This window comes from Pediococcus stilesii (assembly GCF_001437075.1).
GTDB classification, from domain to species: Bacteria; Bacillota; Bacilli; order Lactobacillales; family Lactobacillaceae; genus Pediococcus; species Pediococcus stilesii.
Window position 1 is genome coordinate 1 of the sequence record NZ_JQBX01000003.1, and the last position, 26,511, is coordinate 26,511.

A 26,511-nucleotide genomic window follows, 5' to 3' on the forward strand; every position below is an offset into this window, starting at 1 on the left:
CGAAGCTTAAATATTTCCATCACACTATTTCTTACTGATAAGGTAATTGCATCGCGTAAAGCGATTCGGTTATAGTCGGTCTGTACTGGTTGCTTACTTACATTTGACGGACATCCTATTTTTTAATGTACGCATTTTAAATGGTGGTCTCTGTATTTTAAATCCATTCATATAAACAACCCTATTAAAGGTGCCTGAAACGCAGTCCCTCATCACTTTTTCAAGTGCGCAAATGAGTTGAATCTATCCTTGATAAAAAATTGTTAAGTGCTCATTTTTAAACAAAGATACCCGACTCTTACGAACTACTTTCAACCAGTAAATGGAAGCCCACGGCCTTTCTACTAATGCAAAAGCTTCATCCATTGAAAAAATTTAAACTTTTCAAGTTTAATAATTAAAAGAGTTATACAAGCACATACAATAATAGTCATGATCCATTTTACTAACGAAATTAAAAAAGTATCATTTGATAATCCCAACATTAAAAAAAAGAGAGATGGTATCTTCGCGAAAGATGCGTGTAAACAATATGTTACTGTTGAAAAGGCTCTTAACTGTTTTGCTCTACTGTTGTGTAAATTAGTATTTAATAGGAGAGCAAACAGCGAGAGACACAGTGGAACCAACATAAAATAAAAATCAGTGGTATGACTAGAATTTAAACGTACTATCAGGATCTGTTCTAAATAAAGCAATAATACCATACCACTTATTATAATTTTTTGTTTTTTAATTCCAAAATAAAATGCATTCTTATTCTCGGCAAATATCTTTCCAGCTATTATCCAAATAATTCCTGCTGTAAAACTATTATAGGGAGTCCAATATAACAATAAATCATGAAATGTAGTCATTATAGCTAACTTTCCATAATTGCTTGTTAATACACAAAAGGCATAAGTTAGAATACCTATAGAGAATACAACCAAATTACTAAATCTAGTCGTTAAATAAAAAACGACGGTCAGCCCAATTATCAGAGCCATTATATACCAAGAAGCTATAAATGTTGACCCGACAAAAAAATTCCACACTAAGGTTAATAACCCTATCAATAATCCTTTTTCAAAATAGCCTCTAATATAAAGGGTTATTGGTGATAGAATAACGAACCAAAGTAAATATAATTGTAAGTTTCTCCTAATTGCTTTACATAAATACCTTTTTCGTTCCTCATACGTCTTCAGCATATTAATTCTTGAGAAAAACAGGTAACTACTTATCATAAAAAACAACGGGACTGCTATTCTTAGTATTGGAAAAATGTAAGTTCCAATTATGCCCAATTCATCAAGCGAAACGATATGAATTATTGTGATCATCACTGCCATAACAGCCTTAATAACATCAAATGTGTCATTTTGTTTGACTCGTTTCATTTAACTATTCCTCCGTTGCTATCTTTTCAATATTAATTTAGCATCTTTGATAATCTTAACTTTCATTAACATTAATAAAAATACGTAAATTACAGCACCAACAAATACTTCAACAATTAACATTAACCAGCTGTTAGATAATATTCCATCCAGGAAATAAATTACGATAAACATAACTACTCCCGAAATTAAATATTTCCACGTATCTTTAAACAGTTTTTTATAGTCAACCTGATTTCTTAGTACATACAATTGGTAACCAGTAACTGAAATTTCCGATAGAACAGTAGCAATCGTGGCTCCCATAGCTCCCCAAAGTAAAATTAGCGGAATGTTAACTATAATATTTACGACAGCTCCAATGATCACGGATGTGGTAAATGCTGCGTTTTGGTTCGTCGGTAATAGATATTGCGTTCCCAATGCATTACTCCATGCAATCAAAAGAATCACCACCGACTCGATCATCATTAACGGAGTAACTGCTAAAAATTTATCCGTAAAGAATAGTGGAACAAACTTCTGTGCGACAGCCGCAATTCCAAACATCATCGGAACTGATACAGCTGTTACAAAAGAAAAACTGTTGTACAAGAACTGCTTTGTTTTTTCAACTTCGCCTCGCATAAATGCATTAGCAACATGTGGTAGCATCACCGTTCCAGTCGCCGTTACAATTGCTAAAATCATTTTAATCATTTTATCGGATTGATCAAAATAACCAGCTGCTTGAACGGATGTCATTGACCCCAGCATTGTTTTATTTACAACTAAATAAATTTGAGTAGCAATTTGTGGCACAAATAAAACTAATGATGGTTTTAAATGATGCCAAATATGCAATTGTCCTATATTCAAGTTGCCAATATATTTCTTTAAATTTGGGAATAGTGTTAAATTTCCAATTAACAATGATAAGGATAAAATCATAATGTATAGATATAAATCACTATACGATTTAACAAAAGTAAAAATACTTACAAGCGTTAGTATTTTAACGATAAAATTCCGAACAACCGTTACCTTAAAATTTTCTACTCCCATAAAAAACCAAGAAATATCAAAGGCAGCTGCAATAATAGAAAGTGATTGCGCCAGGTAGTAAACATGATAATTACCGATGAACACCAAGAAAATTAAAAATGCGGCATAAGCCAATATAATTGTCATTATCCGCATTAAAAATATTTCGTAAAATGTTTTCGTTAATTCATCTTTATTATCACGCACGAATGCAATCTGTCGATTACCATATAGATTAACCCCGATACTACCAAATAGAATAAAGTACTGAATAATAGAATTTGTGTATGCATTAATCCCTACTCCAGTTGGACCTAACACCCGAGCCAAATATGGCGTCGTTATCAGTGGAACTAGTAAAATAAAAACTTGGTATGAAGCATTATAAAGATAATTTTTAACGACTTGCATAAACTATTTTTCCTCAAACTCGTGTTGAACTGTTTGTAAAGCTGCCATAATTGTTTGATCCATATTATAGTAGCGGTATTGCCCTAGACGCCCGCCAAATAATACATTTGATGCCTTTTCATTAGCAAGCTTAACATATTTAGTGTAAAGTTCTTTATTTCGTTTATTATTAATTGGATAATATGGTTCATCTCCACGGTGCCATGACTTAGGATATTCATGTGTAATAACCGTTTTTCCTTTATTACCCTTACCAAATTCAAAATGCTTGTGTTCAATTACACGAGTGTATGGTGTATCAGCATCCGTGTAGTTAACAACTGCATTTCCTTGATAATTATCAACATCTTTCACTTCTGTCTCAAAACGTAAACTCCGGTATTCAAGCTCGCCAAGTTCATAATCAAAGAATTGGTCAATCATACCGGTAAAGATAATTTTCGCACCAGAATTTAGATATTCGTCTTTATGGTCGAAGAAATCAACTCCTGTTTCAACCTCTATCAGTTCATGATCAAGCATTTTTTCAATAATTTGCGTATATCCACCAACTGGAATCCCTTGATATGGATCATTAAAGTAATTATTATCATATGTAAATCGAACCGGAAGACGACGAATAATGAACGCAGGTAAATCGGTTGCTGATTGTCCCCATTGTTTTTCTGTATAGCCCTTAACTAGCTTTTGATAAACGTCTGGTCCGACAAGTGAAATAGCTTGTTCTTCCAGATTACCTGGCTTACCATCTAACTGAATACTTTGCTTTTGCTCTTCTATTTTGGCCTTTGCCTCATCTGGCGTAATCACACCCCAAAGCTTGTTGAAAGTATACATATTAAAAGGCATGCTATAAATTTCACCATTATAGTTTGCAATAACCGTATTAATATAATTATTAAATTCGGCAAATTGGTTAACATAATCCCATATGTTCTTCATGCTCGTATGAAAAATATGTGCCCCATACTGGTGAACCTGAATTCCCTCGACTTCTTTTGTATAGATATTTCCTGCGACATGGTCGCGTTTTTCAATCACTTTAACTTTATGACCTCGTTTTGCTGCCTCATGGGCGAAAACTGAACCAAAAAGTCCTGATCCTACTATTAAATATTCTTGCATGCTTGTAATAATCCTTTCTTATTAAAATACTCTGACGCCAAAAGAATAAAAAACGGGTTGTAAGCTATATCTATAAAATGTTGTTCAACAATTCCCGAAAGCAATATTAATATTACAATTAATATTGTTCTTGAATTTTTACTTTTATATAAAAAGAAAATTATTATTAATAAAAACAGTAAACATGCCATTAATCCATAAATTATTAACAATCTCATAAATGCGGAATCAATATAACTGTACTCGTAAATATTTGTGTTTAAATAAAATCCGCTTCCTCCCCAACCGTGTTCAATGATTTTTTGTCCCCAAAACTTAACACCACTTTCGTTTAAAATTTCCTGAACAATACCCAATCTACCTGAAAACAATTTATTCAAGAGATCAAAGATAAAGCTTGTAGGATTATAAAATCTCGATGCTAAATATGTAAATAGGAAACTAAAAATTGGTACTAACCATGCAACAGTATTTAAAAAGTCAAGTTTTTCTTTTTTACCTAGTAATCCAACCACTATTAATAATAATATCATCCCAAAATTAAGTCGCGCATCCGTCTGTCTATACACCAATAAGGCAGTCACCAATAAAAAAATCACATCAAAGAGATTAAATTTTTTAAATCGTAAAAATACATACGCACAACAAACATAAAAAATATGCGAAGCAAAATCGGTTGGGTATACTATTCCATAAGAGTGCCGCTCAATCATATTTCTTGTATATGTCAGGTCCATTATCCAACCCATCTTAGTAGAAAAGTATGAAAATAAAAGCACTAACAATGAAACAATTAAATAAATTTTCAATAATGGTCTGCTCTTAACGTTCTTAGACATTAACATAAAGATAGCTACAACAATAAGTTGCTTACTTTCTGACTTGATCATTGAAATAAGCAAAATAATTCCGATAAAGAGATAAAGTGTATATTCAAAAAAACTATGCTTATCCGTAAAAATGAATTTACAAAATAAAATACTAATCCCTACTATCAAAATTGAACTTACATAGGGAGCAGGAATTATGTGCGCATACAACGTGGTTGTTAAACTACTGATAAATATAACTATCGTGTACGCAACTAGGAACAATAAATTAGATAAGGTAGATTCTTTTTTTTCATTAAGATCCATTAAGATACCCCATATTCAAGATTAAATGCTTTTTAGAGCTTGATTTACAACATTTAAAGTAAAAAAACCATTTCTAATTTTTTTAGACATCTCTTTAGTATTTTTAACCAATTCTAAATATTCATCTTCCGACATTTTAGATAATACTTCTTGCAAACTATATATGCTTGAAACAGCCAAACCAACCCTATTATCTTTAACAAAACCCGCAATTGCAGCCTGTTCCCATACAATTATCGGAAGACCACAACTAATATATAAGGAAGCTTTGTGGGGATTATTATACTTAGTATATTCACCAAAAATTCCACTATTTGTTGTCATAGAATTCCCATCCCAAACAAGCCCAAAGCTTCCTTGAAGAAATTCAGGTAACTCATCGGGAGTTTTTACACCTTTATAATCAACATTTTGAGGATACTGTTTTTCAGGATTAACTCCAAAAACTGTAATTTTTTTATTAATATTCCACTTTTTTAAAAAAGAAGCTTTAGCCAAATTCCCAGCAAAAACCAAATTCTTTTCCTTTGCATTTTCTTTAGCCTTTTGTTCATTTAAATAGTCAAAAATTTGCAATTCTGAAATTTTCACCTTTATTCCTTTTTCTCTTAACCAATCACTCATGGAATGATTATGCGTAATTAAAAAGTCAAAGCCCCGTAAAATTAATAATTCATCATGAATTTTTCGATCATTATTTTTATACAAACGTAAAGATTCTATATCGTGTATAATGCAAATAGTTTTTATTTCTCTTTTTTTGCAATAATTTAGTAATAGCTTAGTTGCATAGCGGCTATACATTGGATATTGAATTATAAAAACATCTCCCTTGTCAATATCTTTTATTTTTTTATACACTTCATACCGCGTAAAAAGAAGTTTACCTAATCTGTTTTCCTTCAGATTAAGTTTAATTACCTTATAATCATTCCCTTTTAGGATATTAGTTATATCGTTTTTAGCTTTCTCTCCTGCTGTATTTTTCTCACCTTCGGAAACTTCTAATACAAATTTTTTCAAATTACAAACCTCAACACTTTATATTTAATTAAAATCTTCACAACTACGTAAGTAACTCAATTATTTATATCTCTGACATTGATTTAGTGGGAAATTTATCCTCCAAAACATTAATTATATCTTTTGAAATTTTAACTTTATCCCTTAAGCTTTTACTCTGACTATCATCATTGATACAAATTAATGATTCTTTTCCTTTTTTTACGCTTTGAATCAACGCTTCAACATTATCAAAATCATAGTATCCACCGATAGATTTTTTTCTCGGAGAAAATTCTCCTTGCATGAATCTTAATTCTAATAATAGCCAGATGTTAATATCCATTTCAGACCTAAAATGCATCTTTGCCGTATTAGTAATTTCCTTCTGTGCATACTTACGTAATATTCTATAATCGTCTTTTCGTAATGAATACGGAATATGCTGAATTTTAAAGGTACTCCAGTTACTGAATGGCACGGTTAACACGGCCTTCAAAATATTTGAAACCCCATATTTCAAACAAAAAAACTTGCTAAAATGTTCTTTCAACACTTTTCCTTTGGAAAAATTACGATTTATCACTAATGAATTGTTGAAAGGTATAGCATCAAAATCACTAACAGGCTGCAATACTGATGGAATTGCTGAGTCTTTTGGTAATCCACTTTCAGAGAAAAACGTCTTCGGGGTCACAAAATTGTTCAGCAGCATGTCATCATTAAAGTATACAAATTTTTCTTCAATGCCTGGTATTTTATCTAAAAATAATTCTATAGTACTTGAACTAAATGTGGGGAGAAACTCCTGAGGTATAAATTGTTTATGGTCGATAATAGTAACTCTTTTATTGCCTTTAAAAAAAGAAGGGATTTGAGAGTCAGTTACAAGGTATATATGATTAACCCATGATGCATACTTTTCTACTGCTCTAAACCAATATCTAAAAAATCCAAAATCATGGTACCTTTCTTCTCCAGTCATAAGTTGCTCTTTTCCCATTAATTCAAGTTGGCTATTCATCTTTTTTTGCCACTCAACGTCATTCGAGTTAACCCATGTTACAACAAAATCTATTTTTTCATTCGTTTCCAAAATATATCTTACCCTTCTTTAAGACATCTACTAAGCAATCTCGTAATTGGTATAGATAATCTTTTTCCAAAAAGTAAAGTAGCATATGCTACAATTTCCTTTTTTGTTAATCCCTTTTTTATATTAATTTCCTTTAAAAGCCATCTTAGTTTATCATAAATCAACCTTATATCCGTTTCAGTGGCATTAGATCTAATAGCCTTTCTATACACGCTAAATGTACCGGCAATTGCTTTTGATAAGTACGCATCTCTAGATTCAGGCAAAGCATTATCAATAAACGGAAGACCTTCACTAACTATTGATAATATATCCAAATCCCTTTTCTTAAAATCCGCCGTTATTATGCTATTAGGAGTTCTTATATACTGATATTTAACAGCATCGATAAAGGAAATCCAATATTTTTCTTCAATTCCAGAAAATAATTTAGGTATTATTTCAAAATCTTCATATGTGATTCCATCTAAAAATTTAATTTTCTTAAATAAACTTGTTTTATACATTTTAGCCCAAGTAGAAACGTCGTACCCTTTACTTTGCAGTAGTAATTTATTAAAACCCGAATCTCTCTTCAAAAATTTTATTTCTCGTGTTTTAGTGAAATAATTGGATGAATAAGTATCTGTCCTAAAATATTTAACTGTACTTATTGCCACATTATTTCTAATTAGAAAGGGGGCGATTAACGTTTCCACATAATCACTGTCAATATAATCGTCGGCATCAACAAAGGTAACGTAATCCGTATCTGCATATTGAAGTCCATAATTTCTAGCGCTTGAAAGGCCGCCATTCTTTTTTTCCAAAACTACTATGTTATCATTATTAACAGCCATTCTTTGTAAAATGTTCAATGAATTATCGCTGCTTCCGTCGTCAACAACTATTATTTTTAAATTTTTATAAGTTTGATTTTTTACCATACTAAAAGTTTTCTCAATATACTTTTCAGCATTGTATACTGGAAATATTAAACTGATTTTTGGCTGCTTCGTACTGCTACTAACCACGTTCCTCATATGCTTTAATATACAACTCCTCAATTTCATTCACCATGTCTTTGGAATTAAAAACCATATTTTCCATCTCAAGACTCATTTGCTTCCTAAAATTCATATTAAAATTTTTCATTTTCAAAATATATTTGCCCCAAACTTCAACATTATAAGAATCAAACTTTTTAAACAAAACATCAGAAACCTTCGATTCATCAGGAACCCCATCCGAAACCAAGGTCGCTAAACCATTTGTTTGTGCCTCAATTGCGGCTATGCCAAACGCTTCTGCGGTAGACGGAAATAAATATACATCTAATGCTGAATAGTACTTACTAATATTTTTTTGACTAGGAATAAAGATAACATTTTTAGTTAATCTCGGGTGTGACCTAACGTATTGCTTTAAGTCATCTTTATTAGGTCCGCTTCCTATTAAAAGTAATTTATACTTACTTGCATCATTAATCATCAAATATTCGAGCACTTTTACAATAAAAAGTATATTCTTAGATTGAACCATCCTACCAAAACTGCCTAAAAGTATTGTATCTTCGTCTACTTTTAGTTTACTGCGAATGTTTTTCCTATTTTCTTCAGAAAAAATAAATTTTTTGGATTCTATTCCATTTTCTATAACAGAAAATTTTTTGTTTTTAAAAACCCATTTCCCCGTTTTAAAAGTTGGTGCAACTCGATAATTTGGAAAGACGTTGGCAAAAATTGATAAGATCCATTTCGTAAAGTTTTTTAATTTTCCAGCGTTAGGTGATATTAGATTATGGTTATGATAAATCCTTACTCGCACTCGGCAAAGATACGCTACTGCCAATGGAAAAACATTTAAAGTACTAATGTTAGCGTGTACAATATCATAATTGTTTTCTAAAAACAGCTTCCTTAACGCACACAAATACGTAATAATACTTTGGTATGGTGGTACATATATAAGTTTAACTCCTGACTCTTCTATCTCTTTTTCAGGTACTACTTTGGAATCCTCATCCACTAAGATGTCAACCTCAAATCTATCTTTGTCAATAAATTTATTGAGATTCATTAGGACGGACTCTACTCCGCCGCCAACCATTTTTCCTGCAATTAAAGCCACTTTCACTTTTTTCAAAAATAACCCTCACTTAGTATGCTCCATTCGGCCTAAAAATAATCGTTACCGTTCTAAACAAAATACCAATATCATAAAAAATGTTACTATTTTCAATATAATTCAAGTCCAGTTCAACCATGCCTTCGAAATCCACGTCGTTCCGCCCGCTGACTTGCCATAGACCAGTACAACCCGGTTTCACAATCAAACGCTGTTTGTCATAATCTGAATAATCCGCTACTTCACGTTCTAACGGTGGGCGTGGCCCGACTAGTGCCATGTCTCCAATTAAAACGTTTAACAGCTGCGGAAGTTCATCCAAGCTATGTTTTCTAATAAATTTACCCACTCTTGTAATCCGTGGATCTTCTTTCATCTTAAACATTGCACCATCAACTTCATTATCTTTTAATAACTTTTCAAGTTTTTTATCTGCATCAACGATCATTGATCGGAATTTGAACATTTTAAAAGGCCGCTGACCTTTTCCCAATCTCGTCTGTGAATAAAAGATCGGTCCCCTAGGATCTTCGGCCTTAATGGCTAAACTTACAATAAAAAAAACTGGGGACAATATGATTAAACCAAGACCACTTGTAATAATGTCTACAAAACGCTTAATAAATCGGTAAACATACCGCTGATTTTGATATTTCTCATCAACTATAACTTTTTTGTTTTCAACCATCTTACTCTCCATTAAAATAACCAAAACCTCTTTTTCTTTCTCTTCTTCAAAGAAGATACATGCATAATGTCAGTCGTATCAATTGAGTCCCCATTCACAATTGATCGGGCATTATAATTTAAAAGTTCTGCTCGACGTTCAGTCGTCTCTTTTGTTAATTTTCTAAAGGCATCCGCCATTAAAAAGCGACGCCCTTCAAAGTTATGTGCATCAGAAGCGAAGATAAAGCCTAAGTTGGCATCAATAAACTTCTGCGTCAGGCGCTCGACATGATCGCCGAACACCCCAAGATAACTACTACTTGTCAACTGAGTTAAACAACCCATCTCAACAAAATCGTAAAGACGATCGGGTTCTTTTTGAAATCCGTGATTACGTTCCGGGTGTGCAAGAACCGGAGTAATCCCGCGTGCAATTAATTCAAAAACAACCGTTTCAGTATACTCCGGAATCCCACTGTGTGGCAACTCCAAAAGTAAATATTTTCCACCTTCATCCATAAATAAAATATCGTCATCATCGATGGCCTGCAATAGTTCACCCGTCAAATGGACTTCCTGCCCCGGAAAAACCGTTAATGGAATTCCAGCAGCATTAAGCTCATTTTGGAAATTAGTTGTCTTCTGGATAACATCTTTTTTATGATTGGTGTACATTCCATCCATATGATGAGGCGTTAATAGAATATGTGTAATCCCCTGTTTAACTGCTTCACGAGCCATGTCGAGTGCCATCGGCAAATCCTTCGCACCATCATCGACCCCTGGCAGAATGTGACAATGTAAGTCAATTAAGTCCATTATTTCTTATCATCCGTTCCATAATATCCGCCGTAGTAACCACCATAGTAACCCGTTGATTTTTCCGCCGAAGCGCGATTTAAGATTGCGCCAAGAATGTTGGCTTGAACGGCTTCAAGTAATTGCTTCGCATGGCGAACGCCTGCTTTATCAGCAATCCCCTGCGGAACAACCAAGACCGTTCCGTCAGCATGTGCCGCTAAAACTTGGGCGTCCGTAACGGTATTAACTGGCGGTGCATCGATAATGACCAAATCATATGCATTCGTCAATGTTTCAAGTAAACTGACCATCTTTGTTGAGCCTAAAAGCTCCGAAGGATTCGGCGGAATTGGTCCACTTGGCATAACGGACAAGTTGTTAACGACCGTTTCATGAATGGCCCCTTCCAGGTTTCCTGTCCCAGCCAGAAGGTTACTTAATCCAATTGCATTACTAACTCGGAAAGTTCGGTAAACAGTTGGACGGCGCATATCGGCGTCCACGATTAAAACGCGCTTTCCTTGATCTGCCCAAGTGACAGCCACGTTATTACTAATGGTTGACTTTCCTTCGGATGGTGCTGAAGAAGTAAACACAATCGACTTTAATTGTTTATCAACGGACGAGAACTGAATGTTAGTCCGCACCGTTCGAAATTGTTCAGCAATTGAAGACGTTGGTTCAGTAAACGTAATTAGTCCAACACCATTTTTCAAACTTTCGTTATCTAATTTTTTTTGTCGTTTTTTCTTTCCAAACATCAGCTCACCTAAACCCTTCTGCGCATTCTTGATTCCGTATCGTCATCATCTGATGGATTAGTAATTTTAGGTGAAATTTTACGACGAATATCTCGATCATCAATTTCACTAATAATTCCTAATCCCTTCAAGCCAAGCTCTTCCGTTAGGAACTCTTCTGACGTAACGGTCCGATCGCTAAGTTCGCGTAAGAAGGCCAATCCGATTCCTAACAATAACCCAATTACAATTCCAGCCGCGATGTTTAACTTAGTACGTGGACTAACGGGCTGATCATCGGCCGTTGCCTTTGAAACAATCGAAACGTTATTAATACTCATAATCTTGACTACTTTATTTTTAAAAGTTGTTGCCGTCTCATTGGCGATTTTAGCGGCGGTTTCTGGATTAGTGCTCTTTGCTGTGATTGAAAAAACCTGTGAATTTTGTTGACTATTAATGGCGATCGAACTCTTTAAGTTATCGATTCCATCCCGGTAGCCCGGTTGACCTTCCAACTTGGTGTTAACGTCCCTTAAAACTGTGGGACTGGTAATAATGTCCTTATATGTACTGATCATTTGAACGTCAGCTTGAGCTTGTTGGTACTGCGCACCCGCCATATCAGCGGATAACTTCCGATTTACTAAGATTTGAGTTGTTGCGCTATACTTTGGAGTCATAACGAAAAATGTCATTAACGCTGCAAGCAAGGTGATAATAAAAGTACTGGCAAAAATTAGACCCATATGTTTACGAAGTATCGCCAAGATTTGACCAATACTAATTTGTTGTGTTTCTGCTGATTCCATGAAATCCTCCAAGAATTAATTTAGATAATCTAACATATTTGATGAGATTGTTGATAAGTTGTCTTGTCCGTTAATGTAATTGCTAAACAAGAATGTCCCACTGTTCTTTTTCAAGTTCCATTCAATTCGATTACGTCCACCAGTAATTGCTTGAGCCATACTCAATGAATCACCGTCGACCGCAAATCCAGCAATGTGACCACCTGAGGTATTAAAAACCTTACCAATGGTCGAACTTGAAACATAATCACTATTAAATAGGTAACTATACAGTTGGGCGATATCTCCCGGTGAGCTAACCAACTGGTCATCCCCCATTCGATTAATCGCGTCCGTATTTAAATCCGCCGTTGCGACTTTAGTTGCTGAAACGGTATCGCCAACCTGATAATATTCCACGGTTCGTTCTTTCATTCCAAAGGTTGTTTGTTCCAACCCTAATTGATCAATCAAATCTTGAACGACCGTCTGGTACTTACTTCCCGTGGCTTTTTCGATGATTGCTGCCTGTAAAATCGTGTTAACCCTTGAATCTGCATAAACCCCCGCACTAGCAGGATCATAGGTTGCATTAGCATTCACCGATTTAACCAGGCTGGCCGTGCTCCCCGACGATGCCAAATCCGTCGCCGAAATTCCGCTGGCCTGATTCATCACTTCTTTAACCGTCACTGTATCTGATCCAGCAACGTTCTTATCATACTTGGATAACTTATCATTTAATTTGACCTTACCACTGTCAATCAGGTGCATGATAATCCCACCGTTGATTGTATCTTGGACTTTTCCAATTAAAAACTTACTTGAGCTCGTCATCGATTTTTTAGTATCGTGATTACCGTAACCACGTGAACTGACTAGTACTTTTTTTTCGGTATTTAACGCCGCGGAGCCGTTAAACTCTCCGTTATTTAAAATCGAATCTAAATTACTGCTTTTGGTAACTTTCAATGCTACCGCGTCGGCTACTTCAGTCGACGAAGAAGATGTATTTCTAGAACTACTCGAGGAATCTTTTGAAGATCCCGTATACTTTTCAATAAAGTGCGTAGCCAGTGAATCTTTATTTACCAAGGTTAAACCAAGCCCTGCCCCAGCAAAAACTGCCAAAGATCCAACCGTAACTCCTAACCATGTTAGTGTTTTTTTCATACAGTATCTCTCCATTTTTTATAAGTCACAATTCAATCTATCATTTAATGGGGTAAGTTTCAACCAAATAATTCGATATCGTAGATGAAATTATTAAGTTTAGTTTAAATTGTAATTGTCTTGTAATGTTTTGAAGCAAAAATAAAAAAGTTAACAAATGAATTTTTATCATTTGTTAACTTTCTGAATTGGCTTCTCCATAAATCGCCTTTAAACCATTTATATCAGCCTGGCTTAAGGTGACTTGCCCGCGATCCAAAGGATACATTATCGATCGTAAACTAGTACTATGATCTAATCCGAGCGCGTGTCCAATCTCGTGGGTTGCGACCGATTGTGAAATGGATTTGCCGTAATAAATATTCAATTTTGCTGAAGCATGATTAGCAATCCGACTAACCAACCCCCGTTGTTCCATAATTTCGGGTCCGCCAACACCAAGTTCGAGAACATTTTCTTTTCCCGCCGGCATGGCCTTTTGATAGGTCCCCAAAGTGATGTGATTTAACCAACCTTTTGTTTCACCAGGTTTTAATTGAACAATCCCAGTTGCGTTATAGGTGGCAATCGCTTGATTAAAAACTGACCGAACGGCATCCGACGTTCCATCGGCAAAACTATAATAGTAAATTTTAGATAGATTCTTATCGTTGACAATTGATTCTGACGGCGTTTTTGCTCCAACCGCCGTATCTTTATTCGAACTCGCATTTTGATTAAAGTTCCAATTTGAGTCAACAATCGAATCTAGCCCCGTTGTTATTTGACTAATTCCATTTTGAAACGTTTGTTGGACGTTTGACGGGATTGTTATCACGTTATTTTTAACAATCCAGGTCGCGCCTAAAAAGACGACTAACCAACCAAAAATCGATTTCATCCGCAAGTACTTTTCCCCTTACTTTACTTAATAAGCATTATTTTAAATCCATTGTGCCAGAATCCAGCAAAAAAAGCTCAGCACTTTACCAAATACTAAACTTTTTGATGTTTTCGTAATATTTCAAAAAATTGTGAACCGTACTTCTCTAGCTTGCTATCGCCAATTCCCTTAACATCCAGCATTTCTTCCAACGTCTCAGGCATTACCGCACACATGTCGTGTAAAGTTTGGTCTGAAAAAATAACAAACGGCGGAACATTTTGCTTTTCAGCCAGATTACGTCGCAAAACGCGTAGTTCTTCAAATAGTTCATTGTTTTCGGACAACGCTTTATCGACCTTAACCGCTACTTTTCGGAAGACCCGTTGTTTTCCCAGTAACACCTGTAGTCCGGTGGCGGTGATTTTTAAAATTGGAAATTGACCACCATCTGGTGCAATGTACCCGGAGGCCACGAGAAAGTCGATCAATTCTGTTACATCCTTTTTAGTTCGTCTTTGCATTAATCCATACGTGGATAGTTCGTCATAACGAAACTGTCTAACTCGCTGATTTTTAGATCCCGTCAGAACTAGCGCAATCATTTCTTTACCAAACCGTTCGTTCATTCGTTTGATGCAAGACAACACTTGCTGAGCCTCAATGGTAATGTCTTGCGATTCTCGCGTATCCAGACAGTTACTGCATTGACCACAATCTTCGGCGTCCTCGTTAAAATAATTTAAGATATATCGTTGCAAGCATTTCTGTGTATTACCATACTGACTCATCGCCTGCAATTTTTGATATTCCGCAGCCATACTTGCCTCATCCCGTTCAGACTGTTCAATGTAATAGTGCTGAATCTGAACGTCTCTTAATTTGTACAGAAGGATTGCTTCACTAGGAAGGCCATCCCGTCCCGCACGTCCCGCCTCCTGGTAGTATGACTCAATACTACCAGGGATTTGATCATGAATAACGAATCGGACATTGCTTTTATCGATTCCCATTCCAAAGGCGTTGGTCGCAATCATTACTGGAACACGATCGTATAGGAAATCGTCTTGATTTTGGCGACGTTCTTCCTTATTTAACTGTCCGTGATACATTGCAACTCGAAAATGCTTTTTGGACAGCAGACGGTATAAGCGTTCTACTTCCTTTACCGTACTGGCATAAATAATTCCAGATTGTTCCGAATTTACTTTTAAATAATCCACTAAGAAGCGGTCACTATCCTGATCTTTAACCACTTTGAACGAAAGATTGGGACGCGCAAATCCAGTTTGAACCTCAGAGCTAATTTTTAAACGATCCTTGATATCTTCCGCAACCCGCGGTGTTGCCGTCGCCGTCAATGCGATAATGGTCGGATTAGTCGGTAGATGCTGAATGATATCCGTTATTTTAAGGTAGCTTGGACGAAAATCGTGTCCCCATTGCGAAATACAATGAGCTTCATCAATTGCAATTAAATCAATTGGTAACTCCGCTAGGCGATCGAAATATTCTGAATCCAATCGTTCTGGTGAAATATAAAGTAATTTGACCTCACGTCGGCGCGCTTGACCAAAACGTTCATTTATTTCGGTGTAATCCAATGAACTGTTGATAAACGTTGCATCAATCCCATTTGCATTTAACGCATCAACCTGGTCTTTCATTAAGGATATTAGCGGTGAAACCACCAAAGTGATTCCATCTTGCATTAGAGCTGGAATTTGGTAACAAAGTGATTTTCCACCACCAGTCGGCATGATGGCTAGAACATTTTGCCGCTGTAACACGGCATTGATCGCCCGCTCTTGTCCAGGGCGAAAATCATCATATCCAAAACTCGACTTCAAAATTTCCTGTGGCCTCATTAAATACCTCTTTCTCTTTAAAATCTCTTTTTCCAGTATAGACTATTTTAGAATGAGTTTTGACCACTTTAAACAAAAAAGATTTATGTCGAAATCAAATTCGTCATAAATCTTTAGTTCTTGCTATTCTTCTGGTTCGCCGGATACGCGTGATAAAGTGACTGTTAGAACATTATCCGAATTAGTATCGTAGGATGCTAGCATTCCTTTAACGATACCCTCGGAATGTCCGTGACGGCTCGTTGATTCTTCGTAATTTTGAATCCAAGTGCTGACGGCGTTAAACCCAAACTCGAAGCCTTCGAAAGTCTGCATATACTCCGTTGATCGTGGGTTCGTTGTTTGAATTGTCACGCTGATTACCCGTCCACCTTCAATATTCATTGTCATCTTAATCAAACCATCATCAATAACCGTCTGTTCTCCATCGGCTAGTTGTTGTGGTAAATGGTATTTTTTAATCCGCATATTTTCGTTGTAAACTCTTGAAACGTATTGATAACTACCTAAATCTAATGACATGATAAACACCCCTTATATTTAATCTGGTTTAATTATCGGTGGCATTTAGTAATTGGTCAATCAATTAGGCTTGAAGATGGTACTTCCAATCTTGCTGGTAGTACGCTTGATCCCAAAAATCGTACTCAAATTCACAGCTTCTTAAAAAGCGTTCTTCAACCCGTTTGAGGTGGGCAGCGCTCGCTTCTTCGGCTAATTCGTCAATCATCGAAAACAACGTGTTTACCATGCTATCATCGACTTTTCCCTCTTCTGGTTGATAAAACTCTATCCATGGTAAAAATGGATTTGTCGGATCTGAATCGCTAATAATTTTTTTGCTAATTTCATTATATGTCCAGGGACAGGGCAGCATTGCGGCCGCAATATCAATTAGTTGTCCCGTTCTTAACGCGTTAAAAAGATGTTCATTATATAGGTAAGTTGCTGGCCGAATTTCTGCATTTTGGTGTTCCTCAAGTGCTTCATCGGCAATACCACATAAGATTTTATGCGCACCAGCTTCATCATTTAGTGTGTATCGAATTTGCTCATCAAAAAATTGCATTTGCTTTTTTGTCTTACTTTTTTCGAGTGCTCCTGCATATACCTTAACGAACGCCTCTAAAAAACGCGTATCTTGCTCAACGTAAACCATTAATGCATCCCTCGAAACAGCTCCATCACGAATCCCTTCGACAAATGGATGATTTTCAATATCCGTTAAGATTGGCGCCGCATCTCGTTTTAATTGCTCTGAAAACATATCTTTTCTCCTTCGCTAACCAACAATTGCCTTAATTTTTTTCATCTGTTCTTCAACATCATTCATCCGCGTAAACAAACTAATTGCAGCAAAGCCTTCCACTCCGGCAGCCATTGTCTCTGGCAGGTTATCGAGGTCAATTCCTCCAATCGCAACAACCGGATAGCGACTAAGTTCAACTAAACGTTTTAGCTCTGCGGTACCGATTGCAGCGCCCGCATCCGCCTTAGACGTCGTATCAAACACCGCACCTGTTCCGAGGTAATCAATTCCTGAAATCAAATTAGCCTTTTGAACTTGTTCCTCCGTATTACATGACAGTCCAATCATCATCGACGAATCAATTCGTTTTAAAACAGATTCAATTCCTTCGTCTTTTTGGCCGACGTGTATTCCATCTGCTTGAACCTTAATTGCCAAATCCACGTCGTCATCAATAAAAAACGGAACATTGTACTTACGGGTAAGTTCGCGGCATTGCTGCGCTAGTTTCAATAATTCTGTCGGATTTTCAATGCTGTTATATCCCTTTTCACGGAGTTGAAACGCCGTAGCGCCATTCTTCAAAACTTCCTCGACCTTTGGTAAGAAGTCTTCCTTAGTATTCACATCCTGTGTTCCCGCCACAAAATAGATCTTCAACATATTTGGTTTAAAATTCATTTTGATTCTCCGTTCTGATACACCCAATGATTTAACGGGCCGTGTCCATGTCCGACCTTAATCCCATTACTAATCGCCGCATTAATAAACGCCTTTCCAACTTGAAGAGCTTCCTTTAATTCAGCTCCCTTTGCTAGTTCCGAAACAATAACGGAGGAAATTGTATCACCCGTTCCATGCGTATTTTCAGTCTCAAAACGTGGACCGGTCAGTTCCATCTCTTTTCCATTTTCAAAAAGAACATAATCACGACTCTCTGGTTGATCACTAAAGTGGCCGCCTTTGATTAAGACATTTTTGGCACCCAGTTGTCTTAGTTTTCGAGCAGCTGATCGAACATCCTGATTATTTTTAATCTCCATTTCTGCCAATTTCTCGGCTTCTGGGAGATTAGGTGTAATTAAATAGGCTAGTGGAATCAACTTCGTTCGAACGGCATCGATTGCATCCTCACTGAGCAATTTAGCACCGCCTTTTGCAATCATTACCGGATCGACCACTAGCGGTCCTAGGTCGTACTTTTGATAATTTTCAACAACGGTTTCTACCACTGCGGTGTTGGCCAACATTCCGGTTTTTGAAACCTGAATGTCGAAATCTTCAGCAAGTGCTTGAAACTGATGGTCAATAATTCGTTTGGGCATAACTTCCACGTCCAGAACGCCCAGCGTATTTTGAGCCGTGACCGCCACAACGACACAGGTCGAAAAAACGTGCCGTTCCTGCATTGTTTTCATATCGGCTTGAATTCCAGCTCCACCGCCACTATCCGTACCGGCAATTGTTAAAACTTGTGGAACTTCCAATTCTTCCATTATTTTAATTTTCCTCGACTTTCATAATCGCTTTAATTTCTTCCGGACTGATATTCGCTAATTGATCCATTAGCTGACTTAAAAAGCTGCCCGGTAGATTTTGATGGTTTAGCTTTTGATCAACTAGTTCACCCGAACACGATAAAACTAAGCTAGCTGTAACTGCGGCATCAAAGTTATTGTCAGAAATCGCTGCGAATGCTGCCGAGATACTTGATAGTAGATCTCCTGAACCGACAATTGCTGGTAACAGTCTCGTGTTATTCAGAATGCTTGTTACCCGGTTTCCGTCACTAATGTAGTCGACTTTCCCACTCGCAATCACAACATTGTTAAATTTCCTGGCACATTCTCGAACGATGTCGCTAGCATCCCGATCGCCATCACCTGCATCAATTCCGCGTGTTTGCCACTCAATACCTGCTAAAACCGCAATTTCACCGATGTTACCACGAATAATATCGAATTGATGCCTTTCTAATAAACCAAAATTCAGCTCCCGACGGTACTCCGTTGCACCTACCGCGACCGGATCTAGTATCAAGGGTTTATGATATTTATTTGCGGATTGACATAACTGCTCGATAACCGGCCACCCATCTCGGCGAGCCGCACCGGCATTGATTACCACCGCTGAAGCCAATTTTACTAATTCATCGGCTTCACTGGCTTCATCACTCATAATTGGTGAAGCACCTACCGCATTTAGCCCATTGGCAACTAAAAAAGGAGTTACAAAATTAGCGTAATTTACCACTACCGGATTTTCCGTCCGGATTTTTTCAACATCATTAAGATTCATTGTCTGCTCCCTACCAATACCTATCACTGCCCCGTTGATCACAAAAGCCACCCCTCTTTTCATGAAGGATGGCTTTCGATATTAAACACTTTCCTTCGCAAGTACTAACTCACAGGTTCAAAGGGATCACGCTGAACAAGCGTATCTCAGTTCTTCTAAGAACACCCCTAGTGCAGATATTTATTAAATTTGAATTCGTTTTCATCATACATCTTTTAATAATTATTCTCAAGATAAGCATATTAGTTTTAATCGCACATGTTTTCTTGTTATACTGAAAGTGAACCAAATAACTTATAGGAGGTATTATTTATGTCTGATAAAGAGAAACTAGAAAATACTAAAGATAAGGTAGCAGGTAAGGTCCGTGAAACTGCTGGTAAAGTTACTGGGGATAAAAAAGAAGAGTCAAAGGGTAAAGTTCAAAACTTATCTGGAAAAGTAAAAGAAAAGTTTGAAGATCTTAAGGACTCGGCGGAAGGTGCCGTCGAAGAATTAAAAGATAAATTTGATAAAAAAGATAAATAATTATTAAAGGACGTTCACCATGATTGAAGCCAATTCTGTCATGGTGACGTCCTTTTTATTATTCTATACATTATCTCGTTTTTGGCATATGATACCTCTATTAAAATATTCAAAATGGAGGCCCCTCTTTTGCAAATCATTGACGCTCACACACATGCTGATAATTCTGATTTTATTCAAATGCTTCAAGTCGATCAGGTTTATGCCACCATTAATTGCGCATCGCCACGTGAATTTAACGATCATTTCAAAGCCATCGGTGACTCTAAACGTCTACTACTAAGTGCCGGAATTCACCCTTGGAAGGTTAACCAAATCCAATGGAACGAAATGCAACCAATCTTTGATCAAGTCCCCATTATTGGTGAAATTGGCCTGGATAATGTCTGGACCACGAATCCAGTCGAACTCCAAAAAGTTATTTTAAAAAAACACCTTTCGTATGCTCTCCAAAGTCAAAAACCGGTCATCATTCACGCAAAAGGCCAAGAACTAGAGACCCTCAAAATTTTAAAAACATATCCTAACCGCTATCTAATTCATTGGTATTCCAGTGAAAGATACGTTCAGGATTTTTTAAATCTGGGCTGCTACTTCAGTATCGGTCCTTCCTTTGAAACCGAAGCTAGCGTTCAAAAACTTCTTTATATGATTCCCTTCGACCGTGTTCTAATTGAATCCGATGGACTTGAAAGCATTGCTTGGGCACTTAATCGTCCGTTTAAAATAAAATCATACGCTCCTTTTATGGAGTCGATGGTCGAACGTCTAGCTCAAGTTCATCACGTACCCGTATTAAAAATGGAACAGCAATTAATTCAAAATTTACATTCATTTTGGGGGATTCAATAAATACTTAATCTTGGTCCGGGAACCAGATCTTAATTTCCCGTTCAGCACTCTCCACACTGTCTGAACTATGAACGATATTCCGCATCAATCCGTCTTCCCATTCGCGGCCCAAATCTCCCCGGATTGTTCCAAAGGCAGCATCAGAAGGGTTTGTGGCTCCCGCCATTCGATGGAAGACTTCAATAATTCTGGGACCACTGGCAATCATTGCCACGATTGGTCCCTCTTTCATATAGGTTTCAATTTCGCCAAAAAATGGCTTATCAATTAATTTTGCGTAGTGTTCTTGCAATATTTTATCAGTAGCTTTGGTTACCTTGAGTGCGTCAATCTGATATCCTTTACGCTCCAAGCGAGTAATCACCTCGCCAATATGTCCTAAACTAACGCCGTCAGGTTTTACTAGAATTAAAATTCGTTCTTGTGCCATAAGAATTCCTCGCTTTCTTGGTATATACTTATTCTACTAAGAAAGCGCTAACACATCTAGTGGGTAGCCTTTTTCTTCAAAGATCGTTTATATTTAGAAGTTAGAATTAAAATCACTTTTTTAGAAAGACCATCATACAATTAAAAAACTTCCAAAACTAGACTTGAAATCTAGTTTTGGAAGATTTTTTGTTTCATCCCTCATCGACGGTATTTAATTCTTGTTGCATTGACTTTTGATGGATTCGTTTCAAATGGATTTTTCGTAATCCGATCAGTATTGCCGTTAAACTAATACTTACCGGCAATAAATTAGGTGGTAAAAACATCACTGACATCACTCCACCAGCAATCCACGGGGATTCTAGAATTACCGCTCCCTCCGTAATCGCAAATACTCCAATAAAAAAGATTGGATCAACCTGTGGCAGTAACCGACTAAATACAATCCCTTGAATCGTCGCTGAAAACAAAACCGGGAATATTTCTCCGCCCAGCCACCCAGTATTTAAACAAATCGTCAACAACACCAACTTCAGGAAGGCATTTACAATTAGAAAAATAGCGGACTTGCTTTGCCAAGTCGATGCCAACAATTCAAAGTTTACCATTCCTGAAAAATTAATATTGGGGACAAATAAAGTTGCTAAATATATCATCACTCCGCCGAAAATAATTGAACTTCGGACCGTAATAAATCTTTCTAAAACTCCCTTTTGAATCAGAATCATCGCTCTTAAACAAATTTGCCCAACTAAAAATGCCACAACCGCTATCGGAACCAACCACAGTAGATCAATTAATTTCCAGTTTGAGGATCCTAGGTACACAATTACAGATTGTTCTCCGCCCCACTTACAGGTTAAATAAAAAGCACCAATTCCAATCCCAAGATAGCTAATCATTTTGGGCGTCCACCACGGTAACTGGCGTTCGTCCTGTGACCGTGATTTTAAATAGCGATGTGGCGTAACCATAATTTTCAAGCGGTCAAGTGGTCGATTATCCCGCCAATTTGCGCTAAGATACCGTTGCTTTTCTGAAATCCAAACGCCAAATAAGACCGTTGAACTAACTAACGTTGCCTCTGGTCCGAGACTTGTTCCACTGCATAAAATGATTGGTGGAATCAACAACTGCAACGGTAGATACCGAAAATTTGCCGTCCCAGTTTGATAAAGTTCTAACTTAATTTCACTTAATTTTTTCGGCATATCGCCGATCTTTTCTTTAGTTACGAAAATAACTATTCCAACAATCAGAATTAGAACGGCGTTAAAAACGACCCGAAACGTCTCTCCTGGCCATAGCTGATTAATTAACCAACCTTGAAATAAATAAAACAGCCCTAATAAACTTCCCATCACTAAGGCACAGAATAGTCCATACATATAAATGGACGTCTTTTTAAAATAGTTCAGAATAATTCACCCCAAAAATACTTGTTTCTGAATAACAGAACGGTGGTCAATGTTATATAAAATGGGGATCTTTGTCAAATCGCTAACTCACTTTATCGACGTTCGTTAATCAAACGCCTTTGAATATCTTACCGTTCCTGATATTCCATCCAAGGCACCCTTAAATAAGGGTTTAATCATAAATGCCTCATTCGGAACACTAAAGGGCGGCCGAACATTATACTCACTTGCAGGCACGTAATTAAATTTAGGATAGTAGCTTGGATGACCTAAAATACTAATGAATCTATAATTTAACTTGGTGGCTCTTTTTTCCAATTCTTTTATTAATAGTCTTCCAACGCCCTTCTTTTGAAATCCGACCCGAACAGCAAGCGGTGCCAAAACTAATCCTGTAAAAGACTGGTCTTCATTTTTGATATGAACTTCACTTAATAGCCCATATCCTAAAATTGCTTTATCCTGAGTCACAACCAGTTCCAATCCATCAACATATTCGTCACTTGTTCGGATTTTATTAACCAGTTCAGACTCTTGACCATATCCGTGTTCTGTATTGGTAAAGGCCGCCCGAATCAACTCATCAATTTAACTATAGTCCTCTGGCTTAACCGTTCTAACTTGCATACGCTTAAAATTCTCCATTAAATATTTTCTAAAATTCTGCTATCGACATATTCTTACTTCCAATCTTAACAAATTTTCAAGTGCGTGCCGTGTCTAAAATCACCCTAAAAAAATCCTTTGTTGACTTGTATCATCGCCTTGATACTGTGCAATCAAAAAAGACAAAGTCAAATTCGATTTTGAATTTCGTACTTTGCCTTCTAAAGTATTACCAGAAGTTTATTTCTTTATGATCATTTCAATTGCTTGAGCAATCTTATCATCCTGAATTTCCTTATTATTTGCCGGATTCTCCAGACAATCTTTTAAATTCTCAGCAACCATAATTCCCTTAATTCGATCGACACTAGATTTAACCGCATTTAGCTGAGGAATAATTTCTGAGCATTCCTTTCCTTCTGCGATCATTTTTTGAATCCCACGGATTTGCCCTTCCGTTCGTCTTAAACGATTTAAAATTTGTTGTTCGCAATTCATTTATACAATCTCTCCTCGCCAGGCGTTCATTCCACCTTGAACGTTAATTATATCAAATCCAAGTTGATCCAAATAGGCACCGGCATTAGCTGAACGCGCTCCAGACCGGCAAATTACATAATAGGTTTGATTCTGATCTAAAGTTTGAACTTCGTCTTGTAAATTACTTAACGGAAGATTTTTGGCGGATGCAATATGTCCCATCTGATATTCAAAAACTTCTCGAACGTCAATTAAATTTAAATCTTCTTTTTGAATCTTTTTCGTAAACTCATCCATATTAATATTTTTCAACATGTTCAACTTCCTCTTTCATTATCGTTTTATATAAATCAAATGCCCCATCTAAATTTTCTACTTCAAAGCCATTTTGTTTTAGAATGCGTTCACCAATATAGCTTCGTAGTCCACTGCGACAATAAACGATGTATTCTTGTTTGGAATCTAGTGTACCAATCCGATCTCGCAATTGATTCAAAGGAATATTAATGGCTCCCTTAATTTGACCATCATTTCTAACTTCTTGTTCATTTCGCAAATCCAGCAATTGCTTACCTCGACCCAGTTCAACTGCTAGTTCGTGCCATTGAATATTTTCACTGATCCCTTCAACAACATTCATCGCCACGTAACCAACCATGTTCACAACATCCTTTGCCGTTCCAAACGGTGGTGCGTATGTTAATTCTAACTCTGGTAAATCAAATACCGTCAAATTTCCTTTAATTGCGGTTGCTAATACATCAATTCGTTTATCAACTCCGCTTCTCCCAACGGCTTGAGCACCATAAATTTTTCCAGTCTTTTTATCAAAAATTAACTTAATCCACATTTGTTCGCTATCAGGATAATAGGTCGCATGATCAGTTCCACTAACATGAACAACCCCGACATTTTCATACTTCATCCGAGCCATCCGTTCATTTAACCCCGTTGATGCAGCATTTATATTAAACACTTTGACAATCGCAGTTCCGATGCTTCCGCGATTCATCCGCTTTAGCCCAGCGAGTACATCTGCCACCTGACGTCCCTGGCGGTTTGCCGGAGAAGCGAGTGAAATTAACGCATCATCGTTTGAAATTTGTTGCTTAGTAACCGCCACATCGCCAACGGCATAGATATGCTTCTCACTTGTCGCATAATTTTCGTTAACGACAATTCCATTTTTCAATTCCAATCGAATCCCGACCTGTTCGGCTAGCTGACTATTAGGTCGGATTCCAACCGATAAGATTGTTAAATCAGTCGGCACTTGGGTTCCATCATCCAAAACAAGTAAATCGCCGTTATTTTGGATTTCAACTACAGCTTTAGACAAATGAAGATCAACCGCATGTTTTTGAAGCTCTTCTTGCACAAATGCTGACATTTCAGCATCTAAATTAGGTAAAACATGCGGTGCTTTTTCAATCAAAGTAACATGAATACCACGCTGCCTTAAATTCTCAACTACTTCAATCCCAATAAATCCGGCACCAACAACCGCAACGTTTTTAATATTTTGATTTAGTCGGCTTAAAATCGCATCCATATCTGGAATATTCTTTAATGTATGTATATTTTGAGCTTGTTCGATCCCAGGTATGGGAGGAAAAATTGCACTTGCTCCAGTTGCGAGAACCAACTCATCATAGCTTTCCTGAAAAATCTTACCATTGTGACTAACTTCAACCATTTTTTCTAACGGATGAATTTTAATAACTTCATGATTTGCCTTCACATTAATTCGAAAACGTTCCCACAATGCTTCTGGAGTTTGAACCATCAATGCTTCTCTTTCTGGTATGACTCCAGACAGATGATATGGAAGACCACAATTCGCAAACGACACGTAGGGTCCCTTTTCAAAGACAATGATTTCAGCATCTTCCATCAATCGTCGTAATCTAGTCGCTGCTGACATTCCGCCGGCGACCCCACCGATAATAACAAATTTACTCATTTTATTTTCCTTTCCGGACTGGTCCATTCCAACGATTCATTCCACCGCGAACACTTTTTGCATCATAGCCGTTGGACCGTAAAATTTTAGCTGCCTGTTTGCTACGCATCCCCGATTGACAAATCACGTAGATTTCATGCTCTTTATTGGTCGTAAATCGTGCTATCTTGTTTAACGGCACATTCTTAGCGTAACCAATGTGGCCGCTTCTAAATTCATTAGGCGTCCTCACATCAATTAATTCCGTCTTTTCTTTACGTTTTGTTACTTCATCGATTTTCACACTGTTATTATTCCAAAATAATAAGTTCATCCAAAAATACCTCCATGGGTATATTAAACTTAATTACTGATAAATTGTCAATTGAAAATTATTTTTTATTCTAATAATTAGAAAACAACCTTTATTTAGTAGTCTTTATAATACCCTTATGTGTATTTAAAAATAATGATATAAAATATTCACTTAGGGTAAAGATATTTTTACGTCTATTTATATT

Annotated in this window: 29 protein-coding genes and 1 riboswitch; of the genes, 2 read left to right on the top strand and 27 right to left on the bottom strand. The window is 36.7% G+C overall.

The genetic code is table 11. The features are described 5' to 3' along the window. Window positions 1-344: 344 nt before the first annotated feature. The 20 genes from IV81_RS01575 to thiM form a co-directional block, all read right to left on the bottom strand. Window positions 345-1,382, bottom strand: coding sequence for an acyltransferase family protein (locus tag IV81_RS01575; RefSeq protein WP_057801620.1), 1,038 nt, complete (start codon window positions 1,380-1,382; stop codon window positions 345-347). An 18-nt stretch (window positions 1,383-1,400) separates the two neighbouring features. After that, window positions 1,401-2,816, bottom strand: coding sequence for an oligosaccharide flippase family protein (locus IV81_RS01580; RefSeq protein ID WP_057801622.1), 1,416 nt, complete (start codon window positions 2,814-2,816; stop codon window positions 1,401-1,403). A 3-nt stretch (window positions 2,817-2,819) separates the two neighbouring features. Continuing rightward, complete coding sequence (glf, locus tag IV81_RS01585) at window positions 2,820-3,941, bottom strand: UDP-galactopyranose mutase (protein ID WP_057801623.1); 1,122 nt, start codon at window positions 3,939-3,941, stop codon at window positions 2,820-2,822. Next, on the bottom strand, window positions 3,926-5,077 hold the full coding sequence (locus tag IV81_RS01590) for a hypothetical protein (RefSeq protein WP_057801625.1): 1,152 nt from the start codon (window positions 5,075-5,077) through the stop codon (window positions 3,926-3,928). Before IV81_RS01590 ends, glf begins: the two co-directional genes overlap by 16 nt. 21 nt (window positions 5,078-5,098) lie before the next feature. After that, window positions 5,099-6,100 (bottom strand): sugar transferase, encoded by a 1,002-nt coding sequence (locus tag IV81_RS01595; RefSeq protein ID WP_057801627.1) that lies wholly within the window; start codon window positions 6,098-6,100, stop codon window positions 5,099-5,101. 64 nt (window positions 6,101-6,164) lie between these two features. After that, complete coding sequence (locus IV81_RS01600) at window positions 6,165-7,175, bottom strand: stealth family protein (RefSeq protein ID WP_057801630.1); 1,011 nt, start codon at window positions 7,173-7,175, stop codon at window positions 6,165-6,167. Between the two features lie 8 nt (window positions 7,176-7,183). Beyond that, window positions 7,184-8,188, bottom strand: coding sequence for a glycosyltransferase family 2 protein (locus tag IV81_RS01605; protein ID WP_162257317.1), 1,005 nt, complete (start codon window positions 8,186-8,188; stop codon window positions 7,184-7,186). Next, window positions 8,181-9,290: a glycosyltransferase gene (locus IV81_RS01610; RefSeq protein ID WP_236696812.1), complete on the bottom strand. Its 1,110-nt coding sequence runs from the start codon at window positions 9,288-9,290 to the stop codon at window positions 8,181-8,183. The genes IV81_RS01605 and IV81_RS01610 overlap by 8 nt, the downstream gene beginning before the upstream one ends. Window positions 9,291-9,312: 22 nt before the next feature. Next, entirely contained in the window at window positions 9,313-9,969 is a 657-nt protein-coding gene (locus IV81_RS01615) for a sugar transferase (protein WP_420848337.1), read from the bottom strand. Between the two features lie 11 nt (window positions 9,970-9,980). After that, window positions 9,981-10,769 (bottom strand): tyrosine-protein phosphatase, encoded by a 789-nt coding sequence (locus IV81_RS01620; RefSeq protein WP_057801637.1) that lies wholly within the window; start codon window positions 10,767-10,769, stop codon window positions 9,981-9,983. Beyond that, window positions 10,769-11,512, bottom strand: coding sequence for a CpsD/CapB family tyrosine-protein kinase (locus tag IV81_RS01625; protein WP_057801639.1), 744 nt, complete (start codon window positions 11,510-11,512; stop codon window positions 10,769-10,771). The genes IV81_RS01620 and IV81_RS01625 overlap by 1 nt, the downstream gene beginning before the upstream one ends. A gap of 8 nt (window positions 11,513-11,520) precedes the next feature. After that, window positions 11,521-12,303 (bottom strand): YveK family protein, encoded by a 783-nt coding sequence (locus IV81_RS01630; RefSeq protein ID WP_057801640.1) that lies wholly within the window; start codon window positions 12,301-12,303, stop codon window positions 11,521-11,523. Window positions 12,304-12,318: 15 nt separating this feature from the next. Next, on the bottom strand, window positions 12,319-13,455 hold the full coding sequence (locus IV81_RS01635; protein ID WP_057801642.1) for a serine hydrolase domain-containing protein: 1,137 nt from the start codon (window positions 13,453-13,455) through the stop codon (window positions 12,319-12,321). 175 nt (window positions 13,456-13,630) lie between these two features. Further along, entirely contained in the window at window positions 13,631-14,335 is a 705-nt protein-coding gene (locus IV81_RS01640; RefSeq protein ID WP_236696808.1) for a matrixin family metalloprotease, read from the bottom strand. 95 nt (window positions 14,336-14,430) lie between these two features. Further along, a complete protein-coding gene (recQ, locus tag IV81_RS01645) occupies window positions 14,431-16,185 on the bottom strand; it encodes a DNA helicase RecQ (protein ID WP_057801646.1) in 1,755 nt (584 codons plus the stop codon). Between the two features lie 123 nt (window positions 16,186-16,308). Next, on the bottom strand, window positions 16,309-16,707 hold the full coding sequence (locus IV81_RS01650) for a hypothetical protein (protein ID WP_057801647.1): 399 nt from the start codon (window positions 16,705-16,707) through the stop codon (window positions 16,309-16,311). 64 nt (window positions 16,708-16,771) lie between these two features. Beyond that, window positions 16,772-17,452 (bottom strand): thiaminase II, encoded by a 681-nt coding sequence (gene tenA, locus IV81_RS01655; RefSeq protein WP_057801649.1) that lies wholly within the window; start codon window positions 17,450-17,452, stop codon window positions 16,772-16,774. A 15-nt stretch (window positions 17,453-17,467) separates the two neighbouring features. Then, window positions 17,468-18,115, bottom strand: coding sequence for a thiamine phosphate synthase (gene thiE / locus IV81_RS01660; RefSeq protein WP_057801651.1), 648 nt, complete (start codon window positions 18,113-18,115; stop codon window positions 17,468-17,470). Further along, complete coding sequence (thiD, locus tag IV81_RS01665; RefSeq protein ID WP_057801653.1) at window positions 18,112-18,930, bottom strand: bifunctional hydroxymethylpyrimidine kinase/phosphomethylpyrimidine kinase; 819 nt, start codon at window positions 18,928-18,930, stop codon at window positions 18,112-18,114. The genes thiE and thiD overlap by 4 nt, the downstream gene beginning before the upstream one ends. A 4-nt stretch (window positions 18,931-18,934) precedes the next feature. After that, window positions 18,935-19,732 (bottom strand): hydroxyethylthiazole kinase, encoded by a 798-nt coding sequence (gene thiM / locus IV81_RS01670; protein WP_057801656.1) that lies wholly within the window; start codon window positions 19,730-19,732, stop codon window positions 18,935-18,937. Between the two features lie 73 nt (window positions 19,733-19,805). Beyond that, window positions 19,806-19,911, bottom strand: a riboswitch (TPP riboswitch). A 133-nt stretch (window positions 19,912-20,044) separates the two neighbouring features. Here thiM and IV81_RS01675 point away from each other — a divergent pair. Both IV81_RS01675 and IV81_RS01680 read left to right on the top strand, forming a co-directional pair. Then, a complete protein-coding gene (locus IV81_RS01675; RefSeq protein ID WP_057801658.1) occupies window positions 20,045-20,260 on the top strand; it encodes a CsbD family protein in 216 nt (71 codons plus the stop codon). A 129-nt stretch (window positions 20,261-20,389) separates the two neighbouring features. Then, window positions 20,390-21,112 (top strand): TatD family hydrolase, encoded by a 723-nt coding sequence (locus tag IV81_RS01680; RefSeq protein ID WP_057801660.1) that lies wholly within the window; start codon window positions 20,390-20,392, stop codon window positions 21,110-21,112. A gap of 4 nt (window positions 21,113-21,116) precedes the next feature. On the opposite strand, the gene ndk is transcribed toward IV81_RS01680, so the two are convergent. From ndk to IV81_RS01715, 7 genes are all read right to left on the bottom strand, one after another. Continuing rightward, on the bottom strand, window positions 21,117-21,542 hold the full coding sequence (gene ndk / locus IV81_RS01685; protein ID WP_057801661.1) for a nucleoside-diphosphate kinase: 426 nt from the start codon (window positions 21,540-21,542) through the stop codon (window positions 21,117-21,119). Window positions 21,543-21,735: 193 nt separating this feature from the next. Further along, window positions 21,736-22,932 carry a chloride channel protein gene (locus IV81_RS01690; protein WP_057801663.1) on the bottom strand — a complete coding sequence of 399 codons (1,197 nt, stop codon included), beginning with the start codon at window positions 22,930-22,932 and terminating at the stop codon, window positions 21,736-21,738. 135 nt (window positions 22,933-23,067) lie between these two features. Next, the gene (locus IV81_RS01695; RefSeq protein ID WP_236696813.1) at window positions 23,068-23,550 is read right to left on the bottom strand and encodes a GNAT family N-acetyltransferase; all 483 of its coding nucleotides are present in this window, start codon (window positions 23,548-23,550) and stop codon (window positions 23,068-23,070) included. A gap of 258 nt (window positions 23,551-23,808) precedes the next feature. Next, window positions 23,809-24,066, bottom strand: coding sequence for a metal-sensitive transcriptional regulator (locus IV81_RS01700; RefSeq protein ID WP_057801665.1), 258 nt, complete (start codon window positions 24,064-24,066; stop codon window positions 23,809-23,811). Then, the gene (locus IV81_RS01705; RefSeq protein ID WP_057801667.1) at window positions 24,067-24,363 is read right to left on the bottom strand and encodes a rhodanese-like domain-containing protein; all 297 of its coding nucleotides are present in this window, start codon (window positions 24,361-24,363) and stop codon (window positions 24,067-24,069) included. Next, window positions 24,347-26,011: an FAD-dependent oxidoreductase gene (locus tag IV81_RS01710; protein ID WP_057801669.1), complete on the bottom strand. Its 1,665-nt coding sequence runs from the start codon at window positions 26,009-26,011 to the stop codon at window positions 24,347-24,349. The genes IV81_RS01705 and IV81_RS01710 overlap by 17 nt, the downstream gene beginning before the upstream one ends. A gap of 1 nt (window position 26,012) precedes the next feature. Beyond that, window positions 26,013-26,324: a rhodanese-like domain-containing protein gene (locus IV81_RS01715; protein ID WP_057801671.1), complete on the bottom strand. Its 312-nt coding sequence runs from the start codon at window positions 26,322-26,324 to the stop codon at window positions 26,013-26,015. Window positions 26,325-26,511: the final 187 nt, after the last annotated feature.